At 71.4% G+C, this 19,876-nt stretch carries 17 protein-coding genes; 11 read left to right on the top strand and 6 right to left on the bottom strand.

What is annotated here, in order from left to right:
- Positions 1–87: 87 nt before the first annotated feature.
- Entirely contained in the window at positions 88–1,635 is a 1,548-nt protein-coding gene (locus TU31_RS26985) for an NCS1 family nucleobase:cation symporter-1 (RefSeq protein WP_042159121.1), read from the bottom strand.
- Positions 1,636–1,676: 41 nt separating this feature from the next.
- A complete protein-coding gene (locus TU31_RS26990; protein ID WP_042159123.1) occupies positions 1,677–2,465 on the bottom strand; it encodes an aspartate/glutamate racemase family protein in 789 nt (262 codons plus the stop codon).
- A 267-nt stretch (positions 2,466–2,732) separates the two neighbouring features.
- Between TU31_RS26990 and TU31_RS26995 the strand changes: the two genes are divergently transcribed.
- Positions 2,733–3,533: an IclR family transcriptional regulator gene (locus TU31_RS26995; protein ID WP_042159125.1), complete on the top strand. Its 801-nt coding sequence runs from the start codon at positions 2,733–2,735 to the stop codon at positions 3,531–3,533.
- 148 nt (positions 3,534–3,681) lie between these two features.
- On the opposite strand, the gene TU31_RS27000 is transcribed toward TU31_RS26995, so the two are convergent.
- Together TU31_RS27000 and TU31_RS27005 are read right to left on the bottom strand one after the other, a co-directional pair.
- Entirely contained in the window at positions 3,682–3,972 is a 291-nt protein-coding gene (locus TU31_RS27000; protein WP_042159127.1) for a DUF5955 family protein, read from the bottom strand.
- A 522-nt stretch (positions 3,973–4,494) separates the two neighbouring features.
- Positions 4,495–6,339, bottom strand: coding sequence for a serine/threonine-protein kinase (locus TU31_RS27005; RefSeq protein WP_245698771.1), 1,845 nt, complete (start codon positions 6,337–6,339; stop codon positions 4,495–4,497).
- A 367-nt stretch (positions 6,340–6,706) separates the two neighbouring features.
- On the opposite strand from TU31_RS27005, the gene TU31_RS27010 reads away from it, so the two are divergent.
- The 5 genes from TU31_RS27010 to TU31_RS27030 all read left to right on the top strand — a co-directional run bounded on the left by TU31_RS27010 (position 6,707) and on the right by TU31_RS27030 (position 12,202).
- Positions 6,707–6,931 (top strand): hypothetical protein, encoded by a 225-nt coding sequence (locus TU31_RS27010; RefSeq protein WP_042159130.1) that lies wholly within the window; start codon positions 6,707–6,709, stop codon positions 6,929–6,931.
- Between the two features lie 158 nt (positions 6,932–7,089).
- A complete protein-coding gene (locus TU31_RS27015) occupies positions 7,090–7,668 on the top strand; it encodes a nucleotidyltransferase family protein (protein ID WP_042159133.1) in 579 nt (192 codons plus the stop codon).
- Between the two features lie 277 nt (positions 7,669–7,945).
- Positions 7,946–9,574: a malate synthase A gene (aceB, locus tag TU31_RS27020; RefSeq protein WP_042159135.1), complete on the top strand. Its 1,629-nt coding sequence runs from the start codon at positions 7,946–7,948 to the stop codon at positions 9,572–9,574.
- A 142-nt stretch (positions 9,575–9,716) separates the two neighbouring features.
- Positions 9,717–10,637 carry a MurR/RpiR family transcriptional regulator gene (locus TU31_RS27025; RefSeq protein ID WP_245698772.1) on the top strand — a complete coding sequence of 307 codons (921 nt, stop codon included), beginning with the start codon at positions 9,717–9,719 and terminating at the stop codon, positions 10,635–10,637.
- 116 nt (positions 10,638–10,753) lie between these two features.
- Positions 10,754–12,202 (top strand): APC family permease, encoded by a 1,449-nt coding sequence (locus TU31_RS27030; protein WP_078886004.1) that lies wholly within the window; start codon positions 10,754–10,756, stop codon positions 12,200–12,202.
- A 29-nt stretch (positions 12,203–12,231) separates the two neighbouring features.
- Here TU31_RS27030 and TU31_RS27035 read toward each other — a convergent pair whose 3' ends face one another.
- A complete protein-coding gene (locus TU31_RS27035; RefSeq protein WP_052719077.1) occupies positions 12,232–13,398 on the bottom strand; it encodes an RNA-guided endonuclease InsQ/TnpB family protein in 1,167 nt (388 codons plus the stop codon).
- A gap of 345 nt (positions 13,399–13,743) precedes the next feature.
- Here TU31_RS27035 and TU31_RS27040 point away from each other — a divergent pair, with 345 nt between their 5' ends.
- The 4 genes from TU31_RS27040 (at position 13,744) to rocD (ending at position 18,677) form a co-directional block, all read left to right on the top strand.
- Complete coding sequence (locus TU31_RS27040) at positions 13,744–15,039, top strand: glutamine synthetase family protein (RefSeq protein WP_042159138.1); 1,296 nt, start codon at positions 13,744–13,746, stop codon at positions 15,037–15,039.
- Positions 15,029–16,177, top strand: coding sequence for an amidohydrolase family protein (locus TU31_RS27045; protein ID WP_042159140.1), 1,149 nt, complete (start codon positions 15,029–15,031; stop codon positions 16,175–16,177). Before TU31_RS27040 ends, TU31_RS27045 begins: the two co-directional genes overlap by 11 nt.
- Entirely contained in the window at positions 16,174–17,349 is a 1,176-nt protein-coding gene (locus TU31_RS27050; RefSeq protein WP_042159141.1) for a M20 metallopeptidase family protein, read from the top strand. The genes TU31_RS27045 and TU31_RS27050 overlap by 4 nt, the downstream gene beginning before the upstream one ends.
- 80 nt (positions 17,350–17,429) lie before the next feature.
- Positions 17,430–18,677, top strand: coding sequence for an ornithine--oxo-acid transaminase (gene rocD / locus TU31_RS27055; RefSeq protein ID WP_042159143.1), 1,248 nt, complete (start codon positions 17,430–17,432; stop codon positions 18,675–18,677).
- Positions 18,678–18,697: 20 nt separating this feature from the next.
- On the opposite strand, the gene TU31_RS27060 is transcribed toward rocD, so the two are convergent.
- Positions 18,698–19,108, bottom strand: coding sequence for a flavin-dependent monooxygenase (locus tag TU31_RS27060; RefSeq protein ID WP_042159145.1), 411 nt, complete (start codon positions 19,106–19,108; stop codon positions 18,698–18,700).
- Positions 19,109–19,306: 198 nt separating this feature from the next.
- Here TU31_RS27060 and TU31_RS27065 point away from each other — a divergent pair, with 198 nt between their 5' ends.
- The gene (locus TU31_RS27065) at positions 19,307–19,861 is read left to right on the top strand and encodes a TetR/AcrR family transcriptional regulator (protein WP_042159147.1); all 555 of its coding nucleotides are present in this window, start codon (positions 19,307–19,309) and stop codon (positions 19,859–19,861) included.
- The last annotated feature ends 15 nt before the right edge of the window (positions 19,862–19,876 follow it).

A 19,876-nucleotide genomic window follows, 5' to 3' on the forward strand; every position in this document is an offset into this window, starting at 1 on the left:
CGTGCCATCGGAACGTGCCCCGCACGCCCGAATGCCCCACCGATTCAACAATCTGTTGAACGAGTCTTCACTCCGGACCCCGGCCCGTCAAGACCCCTCGGCCGGCACCGGCACGATGACCGCCCCGGCCCCCTCGGGCGTCGCGGGCTCCCCCACCACAGCCGCGCTGACCTGCGACGGGATGATCTCGTCCGGGATCGGGCCGGCGCTCGCGGCGGACCGGTCCCGCCCCGGGAGCAAGGCGTAGAGCCCACCGGCGAGCCCCATTCCGAAGACCCAGGAGAACGGCGCGACCACGTCGAAGGCCGGGACCAGGGCGAGCGCGGCGGAGACCGCGGCGGCCGGCAGGAAGGCGGCCACGGCCCTGGGGTTGTAGCCCCGGCGGTAGAAGTACGCGCCTCGGGCATCGGCCGAGAACAGTGCATCGACATCGATCCGACCCCGGCGCAGCAGGTAGTAGTCGACGAGCAGAATCGCCACCAGCGGCCCGAGGAAGGCGCCCAGCGCCCCCAGGAAGTACTGGATCACCAGCGCCGAGGAGTACAGCTTCCAGGGCATGACGACGACGGCCAGCACCGCGGTGATCATGCCGCCGCGCCGGAAGTTCAGATACTTCGGCGCGAGATTGGCGAAGTCATAGGCGGGCGAGACGAAGTTGGCGACGACATTGATGCCGATGGTGGCGACGATGAAGGCCAGCGCGCCGATGACGGTGACCACCGGGTTGTCGATCTTCTGGATCACCTTCACCGGGTCGTAGATCGCCTCCCCGAAGACCGAGATCGTGCCCGCGGTGACCAGCACGGCGACCACCGCGAAGGCGGTGAAGTTCACCGGCAGCCCGATCAGATTGCCGCGCCGGTAGGAGCGGTGGTCGGGCGTGAAGCGGGCGAAGTCCGCGTAATTGAGGACCAGGGTCAGAAAGGTGGCCACGGTCAGACTGACCGCGATGAGGCTCTGTTCGAGCTGCGCGGAACCGCTGAGCCCGGTGAGGCTGCGGGTCAGCGAGATGTCCCCGCCGGCCTTGACGACCAGATACACCGCGAGCGCGAGCACCACGAGCCAGACCACCGGGCCGGTCGCGAAGTCCTGCACCTTGCGGATGAACTCCATCCCGCGGGTCAGCAGCACGGCCTGAAGCCCCCACATCACCATGAACGCGATCCAGCCCAGGGTGGACAGCCCCAGCACGGAGTTGTGGTGATAGACCTCCAGGCCCGGCGCGAGCTGAAGGGTCAGCAGGACCACGGCGGTCGAGGCCAGCCAGGTCTGGATGCCGTACCAGGCCACGGCCATGACCGCGCGCAGCAGCGCGGGGATGTTGGCGCCGTAGACGCCCCAGCTCGCCCGGGCGAGCACCGGATAGGGCACACCGGTGCGGTGTCCGGCGTGGCCCATGCGGTTCATCAGCCAGTAGACGATCGAGATGCCGGCCAGCAGCGCGACGAACACCTCCCAGGCCGGCAGGCCCAGCACGCACAGGCTGGCGGCGAAGGCGTAATTGCTGATCGCGTGGGTGTCGGACATCCACAGCGCGAAGATGCTGTACGTGCCCCATTTGCGCTCGGGGGCCGGGGCCAGGTCCTCGTTGAAGAGGCGCGGGTCCGGCTGTGGGGGCTTCGGGGTTGTGGTCACGTGTCCTCCCAGGCAGATGGGGTGGAGCTCGGGATTATTTGTCAGATGCCTGATGTCTGTGCGGAAAATGCGGTGTGCCGCGGAGAGCCCTGAGCGCGCCCCGGGGACAGGTGGGCGCTCAGCGGCCAGGAGCCGATGGCTTTCGGGCGGGGCGGCGCGAAACTGCGTCCCGTACTGGTGGCCAGCCCGAGGCCGACGACCGCCTCCGCGAACTTCACCGCCGCGGCGACGCCGTCCACCACCGGCACCTCCAGCGCCGCGGCGACCTTCTCCTGGAGCCCGGCCATCCCGCCGCAGCCCAGACAGATCACCTCGGCGCCTTCCCGGACGGCCTCCCGGGCGGTCTCGATGATCACCTCGACGGTGCGCTCCGCGTCCTCCTCCAGCTCCAGGACGCCGAGCCCGGTGCCCCGGACCGCGGCACAGCGCTGGAGCAGTCCCGCGGTCAGCAGCCGGTCCCGGATCTGCGGTACGGCACGGTCGAGGGTGGTGACGATGCCGTAGGCGTGGCCGAGCATCATCGCCATCTGGGCGGCGCTCTCGGTGATGTCCAGGACGGGTACGTCCAGCAGTTCCTGGGCGCCCTCCCGGCCCGGTTCGCCGAAACCGGCCATGACCAGCGCGTCGAAGGACAGGTCGAGGGTGGCGAGCCGGTCCAGGACGGCCGCCGCACTGAGATAGCCCTCGAAGTGGCCCTCGATGGACTCCGGCCCCCAGAGGGGTTCGGTGGCGATGATCTCGGTGCCCGGGGCGGCGGCTGTGGTGGCGGTGGCGCGGATCGAAGCGGTCATGGAAGCCGTGGTGTTCGGGTTCATGACGAGAATGCGCATGACGCTCCAGCGATTTGGAGGATTCCACAGAATGGACAGTATGTTTCGCGCAGCAGAACGTAGCTATGGCCACTGGCACCGTCAAGGGATCGGGGCTAGGTCCGTGGTCGCCGGTGACCTCCGCGGGACAAAGCGGGCCTGACCGGCGGGAACGAGTGTGCGAGAGTCCATGTGTCAACGTAAGGGGACCGGTAGGCTTCTCCGGTCGGGCCCGGCGCCCGCACGCCCCAGCCGAGACCGGTCTGACCCGCCCGAAAGGAACGCTCCGTGCCGCCGTCCAGCGCCAGCCCCTCCGCCGCCGAAGCCAAGCCAGGCGCCAGCGGCGGCGTCCAGTCCCTCGAGCGCGCCTTCGACCTGCTGGAGCGGATGGCCGACGCCGGCGGCGAGGTCGGCCTGAGCGAGCTCTCCACCAGCAGCGGGCTGCCGCTCCCCACCATCCACCGCCTGATGCGCACGCTCGTCGCCTGCGGCTACGTCCGCCAGCAGCCCAACCGCCGCTATGCGCTGGGCCCCCGGCTGATCCGGCTCGGCGAGAGCTCCTCACGGCTGCTGGGCACCTGGGCCCGGCCCTTCCTGGCCCGTCTGGTCGAGGAGACCGGCGAGACCGCCAATATGGCGCTGCTCGACGGCGACGAGATCGTCTACGTCGCCCAGGTCCCGTCCCGGCACGCGGTACGGATGTTCACCGAGGTCGGCCGCCGGGTGCTGCCGCACTCCACCGGTGTCGGCAAGGCACTGCTCGCCCACCACCCCGCGGAGGAGGTCCGCGCGCTGCTCGCCCGTACGGGCATGCCCGCCGCGACCGACAAGACGATCACCGACCCGGACCGCTTCCTCGAAGCGCTCGCCGACGTCCGCCGCCTCGGCTACGCGGTCGACGACAACGAGCAGGAGATCGGCGTCCGCTGCCTGGCGGTGCCGGTACCCAACTCCCCCACCTCGGCGGCGATCTCCATCTCGGGTCCGACCGGCCGGGTGACCGAGGCGTCGACGGACAAGATCGTGCCGGTGCTTCAGGATGTCGCGGCGCAACTGTCGGTGGCGCTCGCGAATCAGACGCCGGCGTAGCGGTACCCGGCACATCCCTCGCGGGCCGGCAGGCGGCGTACGTCGCCGGTCCGCGCACGACTGCCGCGGCGCACGCTCTGCCGCCGCGCCCGCAAGCCCGTACAGTACGCCGGCGCGCCGGACTCCGGTCCGGGCTGCGCGGTGGTGGTCACCGGGCGCGCGGCAGCTCGCCGAAGCGGTCGATGCCCTCGCGCACCTCTGCCAGCGCGGGCGACAGCGCACTCACGGACCCGACGGCCCCGGCGATCAGCAGGAGCGAACGGCGCAGCCGGGGCACCTCGGGCAACCCGTGACTCACCATCGCGTCCAAGGCGGCCAGCTCATCATCGGCGGCCACCCGATCCGGTAAATCAGCTGGGAGTACGGCCAGTTGGCGACGCAGCCGGGCCACTGCCCCGCGCAGTTCCTGGACCCGTGGGTCGCCCTCGACCCCGGTCACTCGTCGGTCCTTCTGAAGCTGTTCCACAACGACGGCGTCCTCCAAAGCCGTTGCCCGTTCCGCAATGCCGGACAGTTAACGCCACTCTGCGCTGATCGCGCCATACGGAGAGCGAAATCGACCGGATCACTGGGGAATCCGGTGGGTGGGGGGGCAGGGCCAGGGCCTGAGCCTGGGCCTGACGGGGTTTCGGCTGATGAGGCCTTGGCTGATGGCGCTTTGGCTGACGCGGCCTTGGCTCGTGCGGCTGGCTGACGCGGCCTTGACTGATGGGGCCTTGGCCTGACCTTGGTGTGACGCGTCCGTATTTTTTTCCCCGCCGCCCACCCCCCTTCGGGAGGTGGGCGGGTGTAGTGACGAGGATGCCCACCCCTGACGGGGTGGGGGAGGCGGTGGGGAGGGGGCTGGCGAAGGGATTGGGGAGGGTGTCGGGAGGCGGCGGGGAAGCCGGCACGGAGGGGCAGGAGCCAGCGGCGCCACGCGGCCGTGAAGCGCCCCTCCCCCACCGGCCCGCCCTCCCCCTCAGGAGTCCTGCTCGGGCTCCACCGCGTTGCGCCACACCCGGACGTCGATGGTCATGTAGCTGCTGGGGTCCGACTTCGGGGCGTAGCCCTTGAAGGTGATCAGTGCGACATGGCCGTACTTGGTGGTGAGGCACATCCGGGCGCCCTTGGAGAGCTGCTTGGTCAGGATGCTGTCGGTGAACCGGGTCTCGTTGCGGCAGGTGGCGAGGGTGCCCTCCTGGCCGGCGTTGAGCAGCACCAGCTTGCCGGTCTCGGTGTCGACCTCGTCGTCGGTGTAGGTGTTGTCCGTGTACGAGAAGTCGATGTCCGTGTCGTTGTCGGAGTTGCTCGGATGGACCGGTTCGTCGGCCAGTGAAATGTGGTAGTCGTCGGGCAGGTTGATGGTCTTGTAGTCGACCGGGGCCGGGTCCTGTGCCGGGGCGTCGTCCTCGCCGTCATCGGGGCTTGCGCTCGGGTCCGCGGCGGGCGTCGGCGAGGAGCCCTTGTTCGCCGTCTTGCTGTCGCCGGCGGCCTGGTTGTCCTTCTTCTGGCCGTCGGGCTTCATGAACGTGTAGACGGCGGCGCCGCCGGCGCCCGCGAAGGCCAGCAGACAGACCACCACCAGGGCCGCGATCAGCCCCTTGCGCTTCTTCTTCGGCGGCTGTGCGGCCGGCACGGCGGCGGTCGGGCCGGTGACCGTGGGCCCGGTGCCCGTGGGCCCGGTGCCCGTCGGACTCATGGCCGTCGGCGCGTCGGCCCCAACGGCGGTCGGTGCGTAGGCCGCCGGGCCGAACCCGGGCGGCGGGGTCTGCGGGTGGTTCAGCGCGGTCGGCACCGGCGCGACCGGCGCCGCGGGTGGGGTCGGCGGCTGGGCCGGCGGAACCGGCGACTGGGCAGGCGGGGCCGGCGGCTGGGCCGGGGCACCCGCGGTGGGCGCCTCCAGCGGGGGCGGCGGCGTCTGCGCGGGCGCGGGCGCGGCGGCGCGCGTGGTGATGTCGGCGGCGACGGCGGTGGGCAGCCACTCCTCGGGGCGGCGCAGCTGCGTCTGCCCGGAGGCCGCGCCGCACAGCTCGATCACCTCGGCGACGGACGGCCGGTCCGATGCCTCCTTGGACAGGCAGCGGGTCACCAACTCCCGCAGTTCGTCGGGGAGCCCGGTCAGATCCGGCTCTTCGTGGACGATGCGGTAGAGCACTCCGTGCGAGGTGCCCTCGCCGAACGCGGGGGTGCCGATGGCCGCGTAGGCGGCGACCTGGCCGAGCGCGAAGACATCGGTGGCGGGGCTGATGGTGCTGCCCGCGGCCTGCTCGGGCGCCATGAAGGTGGGGGTGCCTACGGTGACGCCGCTGCTGGTCAGGGACGTGGCGTCGGCGGCGCGGGCGATACCGAAGTCGATGACGCGCGGACCGTCGGCGGCCAGCAGCACATTGGACGGCTTCAGATCGCGGTGCACGATACCCGCGCCGTGGATGACCTGAAGGGCCTCGGCGATCCCGGCGACCAGCAGCAGTACGGTCGGCACCGGCAGCTTGCCGTGCTCGGCGACCGCCGCGGCGAGCGAGGGGCCGGGGACGTACGCGGTGGCGAGCCAGGGGCTGCGGCCTTCGGCGTCGCTGTCGATGACCGGTGCGGTGTACAGGCCCTGGACGCGCTGCGCGGACTGCACCTCCTGCTTGAAGCGGCGGCGGAACTCCGCGTCCTCGCTGAACTCGGGGCGGATCACCTTGATGGCCACCGGCCGCCCGCCGGGCGTGTAGGAGAGATAGACCTTGCCCATACCGCCGGAGCCGAGCCTGGCCGTGAGGCGATAGCCCGCGATCGCCCGTGGATCGTCACCTTCCAGCGGCTGAAAGATTCCGGACACGCCTGAACTGTTCACCACTACTACCGTCCCCCGGCTCAGAAAAAGGCCCGCCACTTCGGCACGACGACCACAACATCCGCAACGGGGAAGAACCTTATCCGGCCAGACGCCGCACTCTCACATCGCCGGTCGACACACGGGCGCCTTGTCCGAAGGGCCGGTTTCGCGAAGGGTTTTGACGGTCGAGGCGACCCGGAAACGGCCCTGGCGCGCGTTGCCCGAAATTGGCCTGATGATGCGTCGGCACATGCGTTCCCCAGGCCCCCCTTTGGTGTGGGCGCGCGTGATCCGATGCGTATGGCGCGGCACGATGGAGCATTCTCCCTTTCAAGGAAATATCCGGCATATCACTGGATCGGAGATTGCCATGGAGCCCCACTCCGGCCCCGACACCGGCTCGAACCCCCGCCGTGTCAGCGTCGTCCAACTCATCTGCCGCGCGTACGGCCTGTCGGACGCCTCGGAAATCACGATGGAGCACATAGACCGCTATGTCGCCGAACGCCGGCAAGCGGAGGAACGGACGCACCATCTGCGCGACCGGCTCCGACCACACATCCCCCGGCCACGGGCCGCCGGTGACGCGGCCTGACCCGGTCGGCCGCACCCCAACGGGCCGCGGAGCGGGGTGCCATGGGGTAAGCAGTCCCCATGGCACCGACAGCACCGAAAGACCCGCGAGAGCAACCGCACCGGGCCCGGCCCCACGCCCCTGAGGGGACGCGGAGCGCCGGGCGGCCCGAGGGGAGGGTGGCCGGTCTGCTGCTCGCCGCGGGCGGCGGGCAGCGGCTGGGGGGACGGCCCAAGGCGCTGCTCGACCACCGGGGACGGCCGCTGGTCGAGCACGCCGCACGGGCCTTGCGGGACGGCGGCTGCGACCCCGTACACATCGTGCTGGGGGCGGCCGCCGCTTCCGTGCGCGAACGGGCCGAGCTCGCGGCGTACGGCCTCTCGGAGAACCCGGACTGGGCGCGGGGGATGGGCACTTCGCTGCGGGTGGGCCTGGCCGCGCTGGCGGAGTCCGGGGCGGACGCGGTGGTGGTGTCCCTGGTGGACCAGCCGGGCATCGGCGCCGCGGCGGTGGCGCGGGTGGTGGCGGCGTACGGCGGGCGCGGCTCGCTCGTCTCCGCGGCGTACGGCGGCCGGCGGGGGCACCCGGTGCTCTTCGGCGCCGACCGCTGGGCGGACATCGCGGCGACCGCGGAGGGCGACCGCGGTGCGCGGGCCTATCTCCAGCGGCATGCGGACGTCCTCACCCTCATCGAGTGCTCCGATGTCGCGGAGCCGTACGACATCGACACGCCGGAGGATCTTCACCGTCTGGAGTGAGAGCGGGCGTCGGCGGGCACGCGGCGGGCCGGGGGCGGGAGTAATGGAGAGTGACCGGCCTGGCACCGAGAGCCATTCGATCACTACTTCTGTCGAGCCTGAGAATCTCGACATCAACAAACCATTGAAGTTCCGCGATAAGGAAACTAGTCTCCACTGGTCAGAAGCGCCCTGAACCCAGTCGGCGCCCGCGACCGTATCCGGGAGCCCGCGGCACCCCGTGCCGCCCGGCGTTCCGGCGGCCGCCGGGCACCGCCGCTGAATGGAGTGACAGCTCATGTCCGCACCAGCGCCGTCCCCGCTGGCCATCGTCGAAGTCGATCCCGCGCACACCCCCGAACGCCAGGGAGAGGTCCTCACCGAGGCCGCGCTCACCTTCGTCGCCGAGCTTCACCGCCGGTTCACCCCGCGCCGCGATGAGCTGCTGGCCCGCCGCGCCGAGCGCCGCGCCGAGATCGCCCGGACCAGCTCGCTGGACTTCCTCCCGGAGACCGCGGCCATCCGCGCCGACGACAGCTGGAAGGTCGCCGAGGCGCCCGCGGCGCTCAATGACCGCCGGGTGGAGATCACCGGCCCCACCGACCGCAAGATGACCATCAACGCGCTCAACTCGGGCGCCAAGGTCTGGCTCGCCGACTTCGAGGACGCTTCGGCGCCGACCTGGGAGAACGTCGTCTCCGGGCAGCTCAATCTGATCGACGCCTACGAGCGCCGCATCGACTTCACCGACGCCGCGTCCGGTAAGTCGTACGCCCTCAAGTCCGCCGAGGAGCTCGCCACCGTCGTGATGCGGCCGCGCGGCTGGCACCTCGACGAGCGTCATCTTCAGTTCGAGGGACGGCCGGTGCCCGGCGCCCTGGTGGACTTCGGGCTGTACTTCTTCCACAACGCCAAGCGTCTGCTGGACCTCGGCAAGGGCCCGTACTTCTACCTGCCGAAGACCGAGTCGTACCTGGAGGCCCGCCTCTGGAACGAGATCTTCGTCTTCGCCCAGGACTATGTCGGCATCCCCCAGGGCACGGTGCGCGCCACCGTCCTGATCGAGACCATCACGGCCGCGTACGAGATGGAGGAGATCCTCTACGAGCTGCGCGACCACGCCTCGGGCCTGAACGCGGGCCGCTGGGACTACCTCTTCTCCATCGTCAAAAACTTCCGTGACGGCGGCGCCAAGTTCGTCCTCCCGGACCGCAACGCGGTCACGATGACGGCACCGTTCATGCGCGCCTACACCGAACTCCTCGTCCGCACCTGCCACAAGCGCGGGGCGCACGCCATCGGCGGTATGGCGGCCTTCATCCCCAACCGCCGCGACCCGGAGGCCAACGAGAAGGCCCTCGCCAAGGTCAGGAACGACAAGGACCGGGAGGCCGGCGACGGCTTCGACGGCTCCTGGGTCGCCCACCCCGACCTGGTCCCGGTCGCCCGTGCCTCCTTCGACGCGGTGCTCGGCGACCGGCCGAACCAGAAGGACCGTCTGCGTGAGGACGTCTCGGTCTCGGCCGCCGACCTCATCGCCATCGACTCCCTCGACGCCAAGCCCACCTACCAGGGCCTGATCGACGCCGTCCAGGTCGGCACCCGTTATATCGAGGCCTGGCTGCGCGGCCTGGGCGCCGTCGCCATCTTCGGCCTCATGGAGGACGCCGCGACCGCCGAGATCTCCCGCTCCCAGATCTGGCAGTGGGTCGACGCCGGGGTCGTCTTCGAGAACGGCGAGAAGGCCACAGCGGACCTGGTGCGCACGATCGCCGCGGAGCAACTGGCCGCCATCCGCGCCGAGATCGGCGAGGACGCCTTCGCCGCGGGCAAGTGGCAGCAGGCCCATGACCTGCTGCTGAAGGTCGCGCTGGACGCGGACTACGCGGAGTTCCTGACGTTGCCCGCGTACGAGCTGCTGGTCTGAGCCGCCCCGGCGCGCGTCCCCGCTGTGCCGCGGTTCCCTTCCGGAACCGCGGCACAGCCGTGTTTCCGCCGCCGCCCCGCGGCACCGCGGGTGCCCCGGCACGGTGTGGTGTCATGTGGTCACCAAATGGAGAGGCAGTCGGATGGATGGTCGGCCAGGAGAGCACGGTGAGCCGTCGGCCGCGCGCGGGGACGCGGGCGCGGGCCAGGAGTTGGGGACGACGGTGGCCGAACGGCTGCGGCGGATCCAGGGCTCCCTGTCGCCCGCGGAGCTCAAGATCGCTCGGGCGCTGATGGCGCACTACCCCGCGGCGGGCCTGGAGTCGACGTCCGGGCTGGCCGGGCGGGCGGGGGTGAGCCCGCCGACCGTCGTCCGCTTCGTCGCCCGACTCGGCTTCGAGGGCTACCGGCAGTTCCAGCAGTCGCTGCGGGACGAGGTGCAGGCGCGCCGTGCCTCGCCGCTGACCCTGCGGCCGGTGGTCAGCGAGAGCTCGCCGACCTCGGAGCTGATCGAGGCGGCGGAGGAGGTCGGCCGGGGGGCGGTGAGCCACACCTTCGCCGCGCTGCCGGAGCAGGAGTTCGACCGGGCGGTCGAGCTGATCTGTGACCCGGCGAAGCGGATCGTGAGCTTCGGCGGACGGTTCTCCCGGCTGCTGGCCGAGTACCTGGACCTGCATCTGCGCCTGCTGCGGCCGGGCACCCAGGTGCACATACCGGCCCCCGGCCAGGACGGCGGCTTCCGGGTGGACCTCGGGCGGCGGGAGGTGTGTGTGGTCTTCGACTTCCGGCGCTATCAGCGCGACACCGTGGAACTCGCCCGCTTTGCGCATGAGCGCGGCGCGCGGGTGGTGCTGTTCACCGATCCATGGCTGTCCCCCGTGGCCGAGTTCGCCGATGTGGTGCTGCCGGTGCGGGTCGAGGCGCCCAGTCCGTTCGACAGCATCGTGGCGCCGGTGGCGGTGGTGGAGACGCTGGTGGCCGCGGTGCATGTGCGCCTGGGGACGGCGGCGGAGGAGCGGATGAGGGCCGCGGAGGAGGCGTCGGGCGACCGCACCATGGAATGACGGCCATGAAATGAATATTTCAAGGCCGCTCTATTGACGCGCTCCATGCAACGTATGTTTCATGACGGGACTCGGGCTGCTGCGGACGCAGCCCCGTCTCCTCCTCGGAGCGCCCTGTGTCGAATCCCCCTCGAACACGCAAGCTGCGCTTGTGGGAAGCGCTGACCCTCTCCGTCGGTCTCATGGGACCCACGCTCGCCATGGGCCTCAACGGGGCCGGAGTGGCAGCTACGGTCGGCAAGGCCGTTCCCCTCGTCTTCCTGCTCGGCCTGCTCGGTGTCGGCCTGGTCGCCTACGGCTTCTGGCGGCTGACCCAGCACTTCCACCAGGCCGGTTCCGTCTACGCCCTGGCCGGGGCCACCATCGGCCCGCGCGCCGGTTTCTTCGGCGGCTTCGCCCTGCTGGGCACCTATCTCGCCTTCCTCGTCTGCACCCTCGCCGCGACCGGTGTCTTCGCGCATGCCTTCCTGCACGCGACGGGCATCCGCTCGACCGGACCCTGGGTGGCCGTCGCGCTCCTCGCGGCCGTCGGAGTCACCGCGCTCAACTCCCGGGACGGCCGCACCACCGCCCGCACGCTGCTGATCGTGGAGGGCATCGGCATCCTCGCCATGCTGGTGCTCGCCGCCGTCATCATGGGGCGGACCGCCACGGGCTCGGCGCCCCGGCACCAGAGCCTGGACCTCTCGGTGTTCACCGCCGGCGGCACCACCTACGGCGCGGTCATGACGGCCACCGTCTTCGCGTTCCTGTCCTGGGCCGGGTTCGAGGCCTGCGCGTCGCTGGGCGAGGAGACCGACGACCCCAAGCGCAACATCCCCCGCGCGCTGGCCGGCAGCGTGCTGCTGACCGGCGGCCTCTACGTCCTGATGATGTTCGCCCAGACGATCGGCTTTGGTACCGACGCCCAGGGGGTGCGCGCGTTCGGCGCGGCGGAGTCGGCCCTGTCGTCGCTCTCCGGGCAGTACATCGGCACCTGGTTCGCGCTCGTCATCGGCTTCACCGCGGTCGCCTCCGCCTTCGCCGCCGCGCTGTCCTCCTCGGCGGCGGCCGCCCGTATGGTCCAGGCGATGGCGCGGGACGGCTTCGGACCGCGCGCCCTCGCCCGCGCCCACCCCGTCACCGGTGCCCCGAGCACGGCACTGCGGGTGTGCGGCGCCGTCGCGGCGGCGTTGACCGCGGTGATGTACGGCACCGGGGCGGGCGCCTTCGACACGTACTACTGGTACGCCACCCTCGGCGTGCTGTGCGTCCTGGTGGTGTACGCGGTCGCCGGGGTCGGGGTGATCGTCTTCACGCTCTCCGGCCGGGGCCGTATCCCCCGCTGGGAGCTGGTGGTGCCGGTCGCCGGGCTGGGCTATCTGGGCTTCGTCTTCCTCCAGCAGTCGACCGGCCAGCGCGCGCCCTACACCTACTTCCCCTGGATCGCCGCAGCCTGGTGCCTGGCCGGTGTCGCGGTGGTCCTGTTCGCCCCCTCCCTCACCCGGCGCATCGGCGCCCGGCTGGCCGGCGCGCTGGTCGCCGATGCCCAGCTGCCCGACCCGAACCGAAAGGTGCCCTCTTGAAACCTCCCCCTCGTAAGCGAGGGGAATTCCTAGCTCACTTTGCCTGACGCCCAGCAGGTGGCAGGGCTTACAAGATCAGCACTAGCCGGGTTGAGACCAGCCCGGACCAGCATCACGCGGGCGGAGTTCTTATCCCGTGGCCGGGAGGCTCCGCATGCGGTGCAGGTATACGTTCGTTCGGAAAGGGGCAGTGCGTGCTTGGCTCTCGCTCCGCAGTCTGCGCAATCCATCGTGGTGTGTGCCGGGTGCACCAGGTGCACCTTCCGCGCGTGCTTACGGCCCATCTCGACCAGCGCGGCCTTCGTCGCACTGATGGCGGCATCCGCCGCTTTACGGGCCATGGTGGTCTTGGCGAGGAACTTCGGCTTGAAGTCCTCCACCGCCAAAGCGTCGTGGTCGGCCACCACGCGCTTTGCCCACTTGCGGCCAGTGTCCTGCCGCTGCCGGGCCACCCTCTTGTGGACCTTCGCCGTCTGCCGCTTCGCTTCGCGGTAGCCCTTGGATGCGGCCTGTCCGTGCTTCGGCTTACGCCGGGCCATCATCCGCTGATAGCGAGCCAGACGCTGAGCGGCGTTCTTCCCGTGCTGAGCGTGGAGAAGGTCATGGTCGTTGCTGGTGGTCGTCGCGGTTTCCTTGACTCCCCAGTCAATGCCGATCACACACCCGGTTTCGGGCAGTGGCTCGGACCCGGTTTCGACTACGAACGACGCGTACCAATGGCCGAGACCGTCTCGGTACACCCGCACCGAGGACGGGTCAGACGGAAGGTCACGCGACCACACCACAGTCAGCACGATCCCGCCTGCCAAATGCAGACGGCCGTCCTTCAGACGGAACCCGCGCCGGGTGTATTCAAAGGTGGGAGAGGCGTCACGCTTCTTCTTCCATTTCGGCATGCCGGCACACTGCCGCATCGGCAACCGGGCCTTGAGATCCTTCATCGCCTTCGCCCGGGACTTGCCGAAATCGCGTATCAATTGCTGCTGCGGCACCGAGGCGCCCTCACGCAGCCACGGCATGCGAGCACGGGCCTCGGTCAGCATCGCGGACAGCTGCACCGGACCGCACGTCTGCCTGTCCTCGGGATGCGCACGGTTATGCGCATAGACAGCCTTCGACTTGGCGACGCACTCATTCCACACCCACCGGCACCGGTCCCACTCCGCCAGCAGCAAAGCGTTCGCAGTCGACGACACACGCAACCGGAAGGCGTACCGGGCACGCCCGGTCTCCCCCCCACGTCTGCGCTGGTGTCGTCACGATCGCCAACTTACGTGGGAGATACGCCAGTTGAGACCAGGCGCTCAATCGGGACACCCTCACCATGACCCCGGAGGACGCCGTATCGCCCGGCGGCGATACGGCTTTCCCTGCCCTGCTCCGCAGGTGCTTCATTTCCTCCCCCGGCCAAAGCCGGGGGTATCCACGAAGGAGAACCGATGACCCTGGTGCACACGAAGGGGACGGGGCCGGGGCCCCTCGGTCCCGACACCGTCCCTGGCCCCTCCGCCGCCGTTCGCACGGCACCCGAGGACCCTCCGATGACCGATGCCGCCACCGTCTTCGTCGCCACCTGCGATCTGGCCGGGCAGGTACGGGGGCGTGCGGTGCCCGCCTCGGACCAGGCCGCCGTGCTGCGCTCCGGCACCGGATGGGTCCCGGCCGATCTCGCGATCTCCGCGTTCGGCCCGATCGCGCCCGACAACGTCTTCGGTTCACGGGGCGACCTGCGGCTGATCCCGGATCCGGCCACCGGCGTCGACATCCCGGCGGACGGGGACGTGCCCGCGCTCCGGCTCTACCTCGCCGACCAGACCCTGCCCGACGGGGAACCCTGGCCCTGCTGTCCGCGCACCTTCCTGCGCGACGCGGTCGAGGAGTTGCGGGAGCGCACCGGGATCGAGGTGGTCGCCGCCATCGAGCACGAATTCGTGCTCGGCGGACTGCCGGCCGGCCCGCCGTTCTCGCTCCAGCGCTTCCGCCAGGCGGAGCCCTTCGGCTCGGACCTCGTACGGCTCCTGGAGCAGGCCGGGCTCCAGCCGGAGAACTGGCTCCCGGAGTACGGGGACGGCCAGTTCGAGATCACCCTGCGTCCCGGTACCGCGATGGCCGCCGCCGACCGCGCCGTACTCCTCAAGGAGCTGGTGCGTGACCTCGCCCGCCGTCGTGGCCTGCCGGTCAGCTTCGCGCCCCTCCTCGCGCCCGACGGGGTGGGCAACGGGGTCCACCTGCATCTGAGTCTGCGGGACGCCGAGGGCCGTCCGGTCCTCTTCGACGCCGCGCGGCCGGGCCGCCTCTCGGCGCTCGGCGCCCGGTTCGCCGCCGGAATCCTGCGCCACACCCCGGCGCTGACCGCCTGGACGGCACCGAGCCCGGTCTCCTTCCTGCGGCTCACCCCGCACCGCTGGAGCGCCGGCGGGATCTTCCTGGCCGAGCACAACCGCGAGTCGCTGCTGCGGATCTGCCCCACGACCCAGCTCACCGGGGCCGATCCCGCCGCGCAGTTCAACCTGGAGTACCGCGCGGCCGACGCCACCGCCAACCCCTGGCTCGCCCTGGGGGTCCTGCTCCGCGCCGGGCTGGAAGGACTGGTCCGCGACTACGACGAGCCCACGGTGTGGCCGGAGGACACCGACGCCGCGGTGCTCGACGGGGTCCCCGCCCTCCCCTCCTCCCTCGAAGAGGCCCTGCACGCACTCGAATCGGACGAGGTCGTGCGGTCGTGGTTCGACCCGCGGCTGCTCGCCACCCATCTGTCGGTCAAGCGGTCCGAGCTCGCGCAGCTGGCCGGGCTGGACGACACCGCACGTATCCGGAAGGTTGCCGATGTCCACTGATGCCCTGGCGGCGGCGCTCGCGGAACTGCCCCTCGTGGACCACCATGTCCACGGCGCGCTCCGCGACGATGTCGACCGCGCCGGACTGGAGCTGATGCTCACCGAGTCCGACCGTCCGGTCCCGCCGTGGATGACCCAGTTCGACTCGCAGATCGGGTTCGCGGTGCGCCGCTGGTGCGCCCCGGTCCTCGGCCTCGCCGCACACGCCGCGCCGGACGACTATCTCGCCCGGCGCCACGAACTGGGCGCGGCGGAGGTCACCCGCAGGCTGCTCGCTGCCTCGGGCATCGACCACTACCTGCTGGAGACCGGGTACGGCGGCGCGGAGATCCTCGGCACCGACGAGATGGCCCGGGCCTCCGGACGCCCGGTCGACGAGATCGTACGGCTGGAGTCGGTGCTGGAGGAGGTGGCCCGCAGCGGTGTGGCCGCGGCCGACCTGCCGGAGCGGTTCCGCGAGACCCTCACCGCACGGACCGTGAACGCGGTCGGCCTCAAGAGCATCGTCGCCTACCGGTTCGGCTTCGACTTCGACCCCGCGCGGCCGGCCGACGACGAGGTGACCGCCGCGGCCGGGGCGTGGCTGGCCGAATGCGCGCGCACCGGAACCGTACGGGTCACCGACCCGGTGCTGCTGCGCTTCGTGCTGTGGTCCGGTGTCGACCGGGGGCTGCCCATCCAACTGCACGCCGGATACGGCGATCCGGACGTGGAGCTGCACCGCTGCGATCCGCTGCTGCTCACCCGGTTCATCAGGAGCGTGCAGCCGCACGGCGTCGACCTGTTGCTGCTGCACTGCTACCCCTTCCACCGCAACGCCGGCTATCTGGCGCAGGTGTTCCCGCATGTCTTCTTCGATGTCGGGCTCGGGGTGAACTACACCGGGGTGCGCTCCGACGCCGTGGTCGCCGAATCGCTGGAGCTGGCTCCGTTCGCCAAGATCCTCTTCTCCAGCGACGCCTGGGGACCGCCCGAACTGCACCATCTGGGCGCGCTGTTGTGGCGGCGCGGCATGCTGCGGGCGATGGCTCCATGGGTCGGCAGCGGCGAATGGGACCTCGATGAGGCGGTCCGGGTGGCCCGCATGATCGGACACGACAACGCCCGCCGGGTCTACGGTCTGGAGGGCGGCGCATGACCACCGACGCCACCCTCACCGCCCTCGCGGCGCAGCTCGAACGGGAGCTGGCCGGCGCCGTCGAGCTGCGCCATCAGCTCCATGCCCGGCCCGGGCTGTCCGGCGACGAGGCCGCCACCCGCGAGCTGGTGCTCGCCGCGCTGCCCGGCCGGCACGCCGCTACGGAGGTCGCCGGCACCGGAGCGGTGGTCCGGGTGGGCGGCAGCGGTCCGGCCGTCGCCGTCCGCGGGGAACTCGACGCCCTGGCGGTGCACGAGGAGACCGGGGTGCCCTGGGCGTCCCGGCACCCGGGGGTGATGCATGCCTGCGGTCATGATGTGCACCTGGCCGCGCTGGTCGCCCTCGCGCGGGCGGTGGACCGGGCCGGCGGACCGGCCCCGCTGCTCGCCGTATTGCAGCCCCGCGAGGAGACCTATCCTTCCGGCGCGCAGGACGTCACCGAGGACGGGATCCTCGAACGGGAGCAGTGCCGGGCGGCCGTCGGGGCGCATGTCCAGCCGCTGCTGGAGGCGGGCACCGTCGCCTGCACCCCCGGTGGCGTCAACGCCTCGGCGGACGAGTTCACCGTGACCGTCCGGGGCCGCGGCGGCCATGCGGCCTACCCGCACCTCACCCGCGATCCGGTCGTCACCCTCGCCCATGTCGTGGTCGCGCTCCAGAGCCTGGTGAGCCGCGAAACCGACCCGATGTCCTCCGTCGTGCTGAGCGTCACCACGCTCGCCGCCGGAACCGCGGCGAATGTCGTCCCCGGCTCCGCGGAGGCGCGCGGCACCCTGCGCGCGATGCGGACGGCCGACCGCGAGTTCCTCCATCAACGGCTGGTGGAGACCGCCGAGTCGGTGGCCCGGGCGTACGGCTGCACCGCGGACGTCCGGATCACCCGGGGCGAGCCGGTGCTCGACAACGACGCGACCCTGACCGCCGCCACCCGGCCGCTGCTCGCCTCCCTCGGGCTGAAGGTCGCCGCCGACCTGCGGTCCGCGGGTGCGGACGACTTCTCGTACTTCTCCGCGCGGATGCCCGCGCTGATGCTGTTCGTGGGGACGCACGGCGGAACCGAGCAGCTGCACTCCCCGACGTTCCTGCCGCCCGACGAACGGGTGCGGGACGTCGCCCACGCCCTGCTCGCCGGCTATCTGGCCGCCGCGGAGCAGTTCGTCCCACGGCCCTGACACCCGCTGCGCCCGTGGCGCCGCCCGCACCTCCCTCACCCCCTCCCGTACCCGCGTCACTCAGGAACGAGGAACCACCCATGACCGCCACCGGCACCACCGGCGACCTCCCGCTCGCGCCCGAGGCCCGGCCGCACCTCCACCTCGCCGAGACCGCCACCGCCCGCAACTACCACCCGCTGCCGGTGGTTCTCACCTCCGGCCAGGGCTCATGGGTGACGGATGTCGGCGGCCGCCGCTATCTGGACTGCCTGGCCGGCTATTCGGCGCTCAACTTCGGCCACGGCCACCCCCGGCTGCTGGCCGCGGCCCGGGAACAGCTCGAACGGCTCACCCTGACCAGCCGCGCCTTCCACAACGACCGGCTCGGCCCGTTCTGCCGGGATCTCGCCGAACTCGCCGGGATGGACCTGGTCCTGCCGATGAACACCGGCGCCGAGGCCGTGGAGACCGCGCTGAAGGTGGCGCGGAAGTGGGGCTATGAGGTCAAGGGCGTGCCCGCGGACCGCGCCAACATCATCGTCGCCGACGGCAACTTCCACGGGCGTACCACCACGATCGTGAGCTTCTCCTCGGACCCCGTCGCGCGGGACGGCTTCGGCCCGTTCACGCCCGGCTTCCGCTCCGTGCCCTACGGGGACGCCGACGCGCTGGCCGCCGCGGTCGACGAGCACACCGTGGCGGTGCTGCTCGAACCGATCCAGGGCGAGGCGGGCGTGGTGATCCCGCCGCAGGGGTACCTGCCGGCCGTGCGCGAGCTGTGCAGCCGGGAGAACGTCCTGTTCGTGGCCGACGAGATCCAGTCCGGTCTCGGCCGCACCGGCACCACGTTCGCCTGCGACGCGGAAGGCGTCACCCCGGACCTGTACATCCTGGGCAAGGCCCTCGGCGGCGGCATCGTGCCGCTCTCCGCCGTGGTCGGCCGTCGCGAGATCCTCGGTGTCATCCGGCCCGGCAACCACGGCTCGACCTTCGGCGGCAATCCGCTGGCCGCCGCCGTCGGGCACGCCGTCGTCGAGCTGCTGCGGACCGGCGACTACCAGGCGCGGGCCGCCCGGCTCGGCGAGCAGCACCGCAAGCGGCTCGAAGGGCTCATAGGCCACGGCATCCGCGCCGTCCGCAGCCGCGGGCTCTGGAGCGGGATCGATATCGACCCGCAGCTCATGTCGGGGCGCGAGGCCTGCGAACGGCTCCTGGCCCGGGGCATCCTCGCCAAGGACACCCATGGCTCCACGATCCGCCTCGCCCCGCCCCTGGTCATCTCGGCCGACGAACTCGACTGGATGGCCGGACAGCTCGCCGAGGTGCTCGCCGCACAGCGCGCCTGAGGCGATCCGCCCGGCGGCCCTCAGCCCGGCCCACCGCCCACCTTCACCGCGGTCCGCATCACGGCGTTCCGCAGACCGGGCAGCCGCCGGGCATGGGCCATCCGGTTCATCAGCCGCGCGGTGCGTACCAGCCGCTGGGTCACCGGGCGCCGGGCCCGGTCGTACGCGCGCAGCGCCGCCGGCACATCCGGGGTGGCCGTCAGGGCCCGGGCCGGCGCCACGGCATCGACGAGCGCTTCGCAGGCGCCCCGGCCACCCCAGGTCTCGGTGATGCCCCCGGTCTCCCCGTCGACCGTGCCGCGCCAGGAGGACGCGCCGATGTACCGGGCGCGGTGGCGCGGGCCGAACAGCGCCGTACGGGCCGCGCTGTTGAGGCCGTCGGCCGCGATCACCACGTCGTACGAGCCCGCCAGCGCGCGGATGTCCTCCATGCGCTCGCCGAACGGCCGGCGCGTTCGAAGACCTCGGCCGATCAGCCGCTCCTGCGGAGTAAGAGGGCGGTGGCGAGACCGCCGATGCCGCCGCCGACGACGGCCGCGTGCGGTGTCCGAGTCATACCGGCACGGTACTGTGTCCGTAGTAGATCGGCACTACAAACATAGTAAAAAGACACGGAGAAGGGCGCTGGGGTGGCACGACGACGGGATCAGGTGCTGGACGCGGCGGTCCAGGTACTGGGCAGCGAGGGAGCGCGGCGGCTGACGTACCAGGCCGTCGATGCCGCGGCAGGCGTCCCGTCCGGCACCACCTCCAACTACTTCCGCAACCGGGCGGCACTGATCGACGGCATAGTCGACCACCTCCAGGCACTGGAGCGCCGCGACTGGGAGAACTTCGCCGCGGCCGCCGGCCCGGCCGACGCCGGGGAACTCGCCGACGCCGTCGCCCGGTTCCTCCGGTACGCGACCGGACCCGAGCGGGCCAGGACCGCCGCCCGCTTCGCGCTCTACCTGGAGGCCACCGCCCGGCCCGAACTCCGCCCGACACTCACCCGCGGCCGCGAGACCGTCATCGGGTGGGGAGCGGAGTGGCTACAGCGCTTCGGCTCGCCGGACCCCCGTAGGCACTGCGAGATCCTCTTCGACTACATGGACGGCGCCGCCTTCCATCAACTCGCCTTCCCCGCCGAGGACTTCGACCCGGGGCCGGGCATCCGCGAGCTGCTGCGCGGACTGCTGGACTGAACCCTCACCGCCCGC

The sequence above is a fragment of the Streptomyces lydicamycinicus genome (assembly GCF_000829715.2).
Taxonomy (GTDB): Bacteria; Actinomycetota; Actinomycetes; order Streptomycetales; family Streptomycetaceae; genus Streptomyces; species Streptomyces lydicamycinicus.

Coding starts and splice junctions, on each gene's coding strand:
- TU31_RS26990 (WP_042159123.1), bottom strand. CDS start 2,465: ATGCGCATTCTCGTCATGAACCCGAACACCACGGCTTCCATGACCGCT.
- TU31_RS27010 (WP_042159130.1), top strand. CDS start 6,707: ATGGAGCCCCACTCCGGCCCCGACACCGGCTCGAACCCCCGCCGTGTC.
- aceB (WP_042159135.1), top strand. CDS start 7,946: ATGTCCGCACCAGCGCCGTCCCCGCTGGCCATCGTCGAAGTCGATCCC.
- TU31_RS27025 (WP_245698772.1), top strand. CDS start 9,717: ATGGATGGTCGGCCAGGAGAGCACGGTGAGCCGTCGGCCGCGCGCGGG.
- TU31_RS27040 (WP_042159138.1), top strand. CDS start 13,744: ATGACCGATGCCGCCACCGTCTTCGTCGCCACCTGCGATCTGGCCGGG.
- TU31_RS27045 (WP_042159140.1), top strand. CDS start 15,029: ATGTCCACTGATGCCCTGGCGGCGGCGCTCGCGGAACTGCCCCTCGTG.
- TU31_RS27050 (WP_042159141.1), top strand. CDS start 16,174: ATGACCACCGACGCCACCCTCACCGCCCTCGCGGCGCAGCTCGAACGG.
- rocD (WP_042159143.1), top strand. CDS start 17,430: ATGACCGCCACCGGCACCACCGGCGACCTCCCGCTCGCGCCCGAGGCC.
- TU31_RS27060 (WP_042159145.1), bottom strand. CDS start 19,108: ATGGAGGACATCCGCGCGCTGGCGGGCTCGTACGACGTGGTGATCGCG.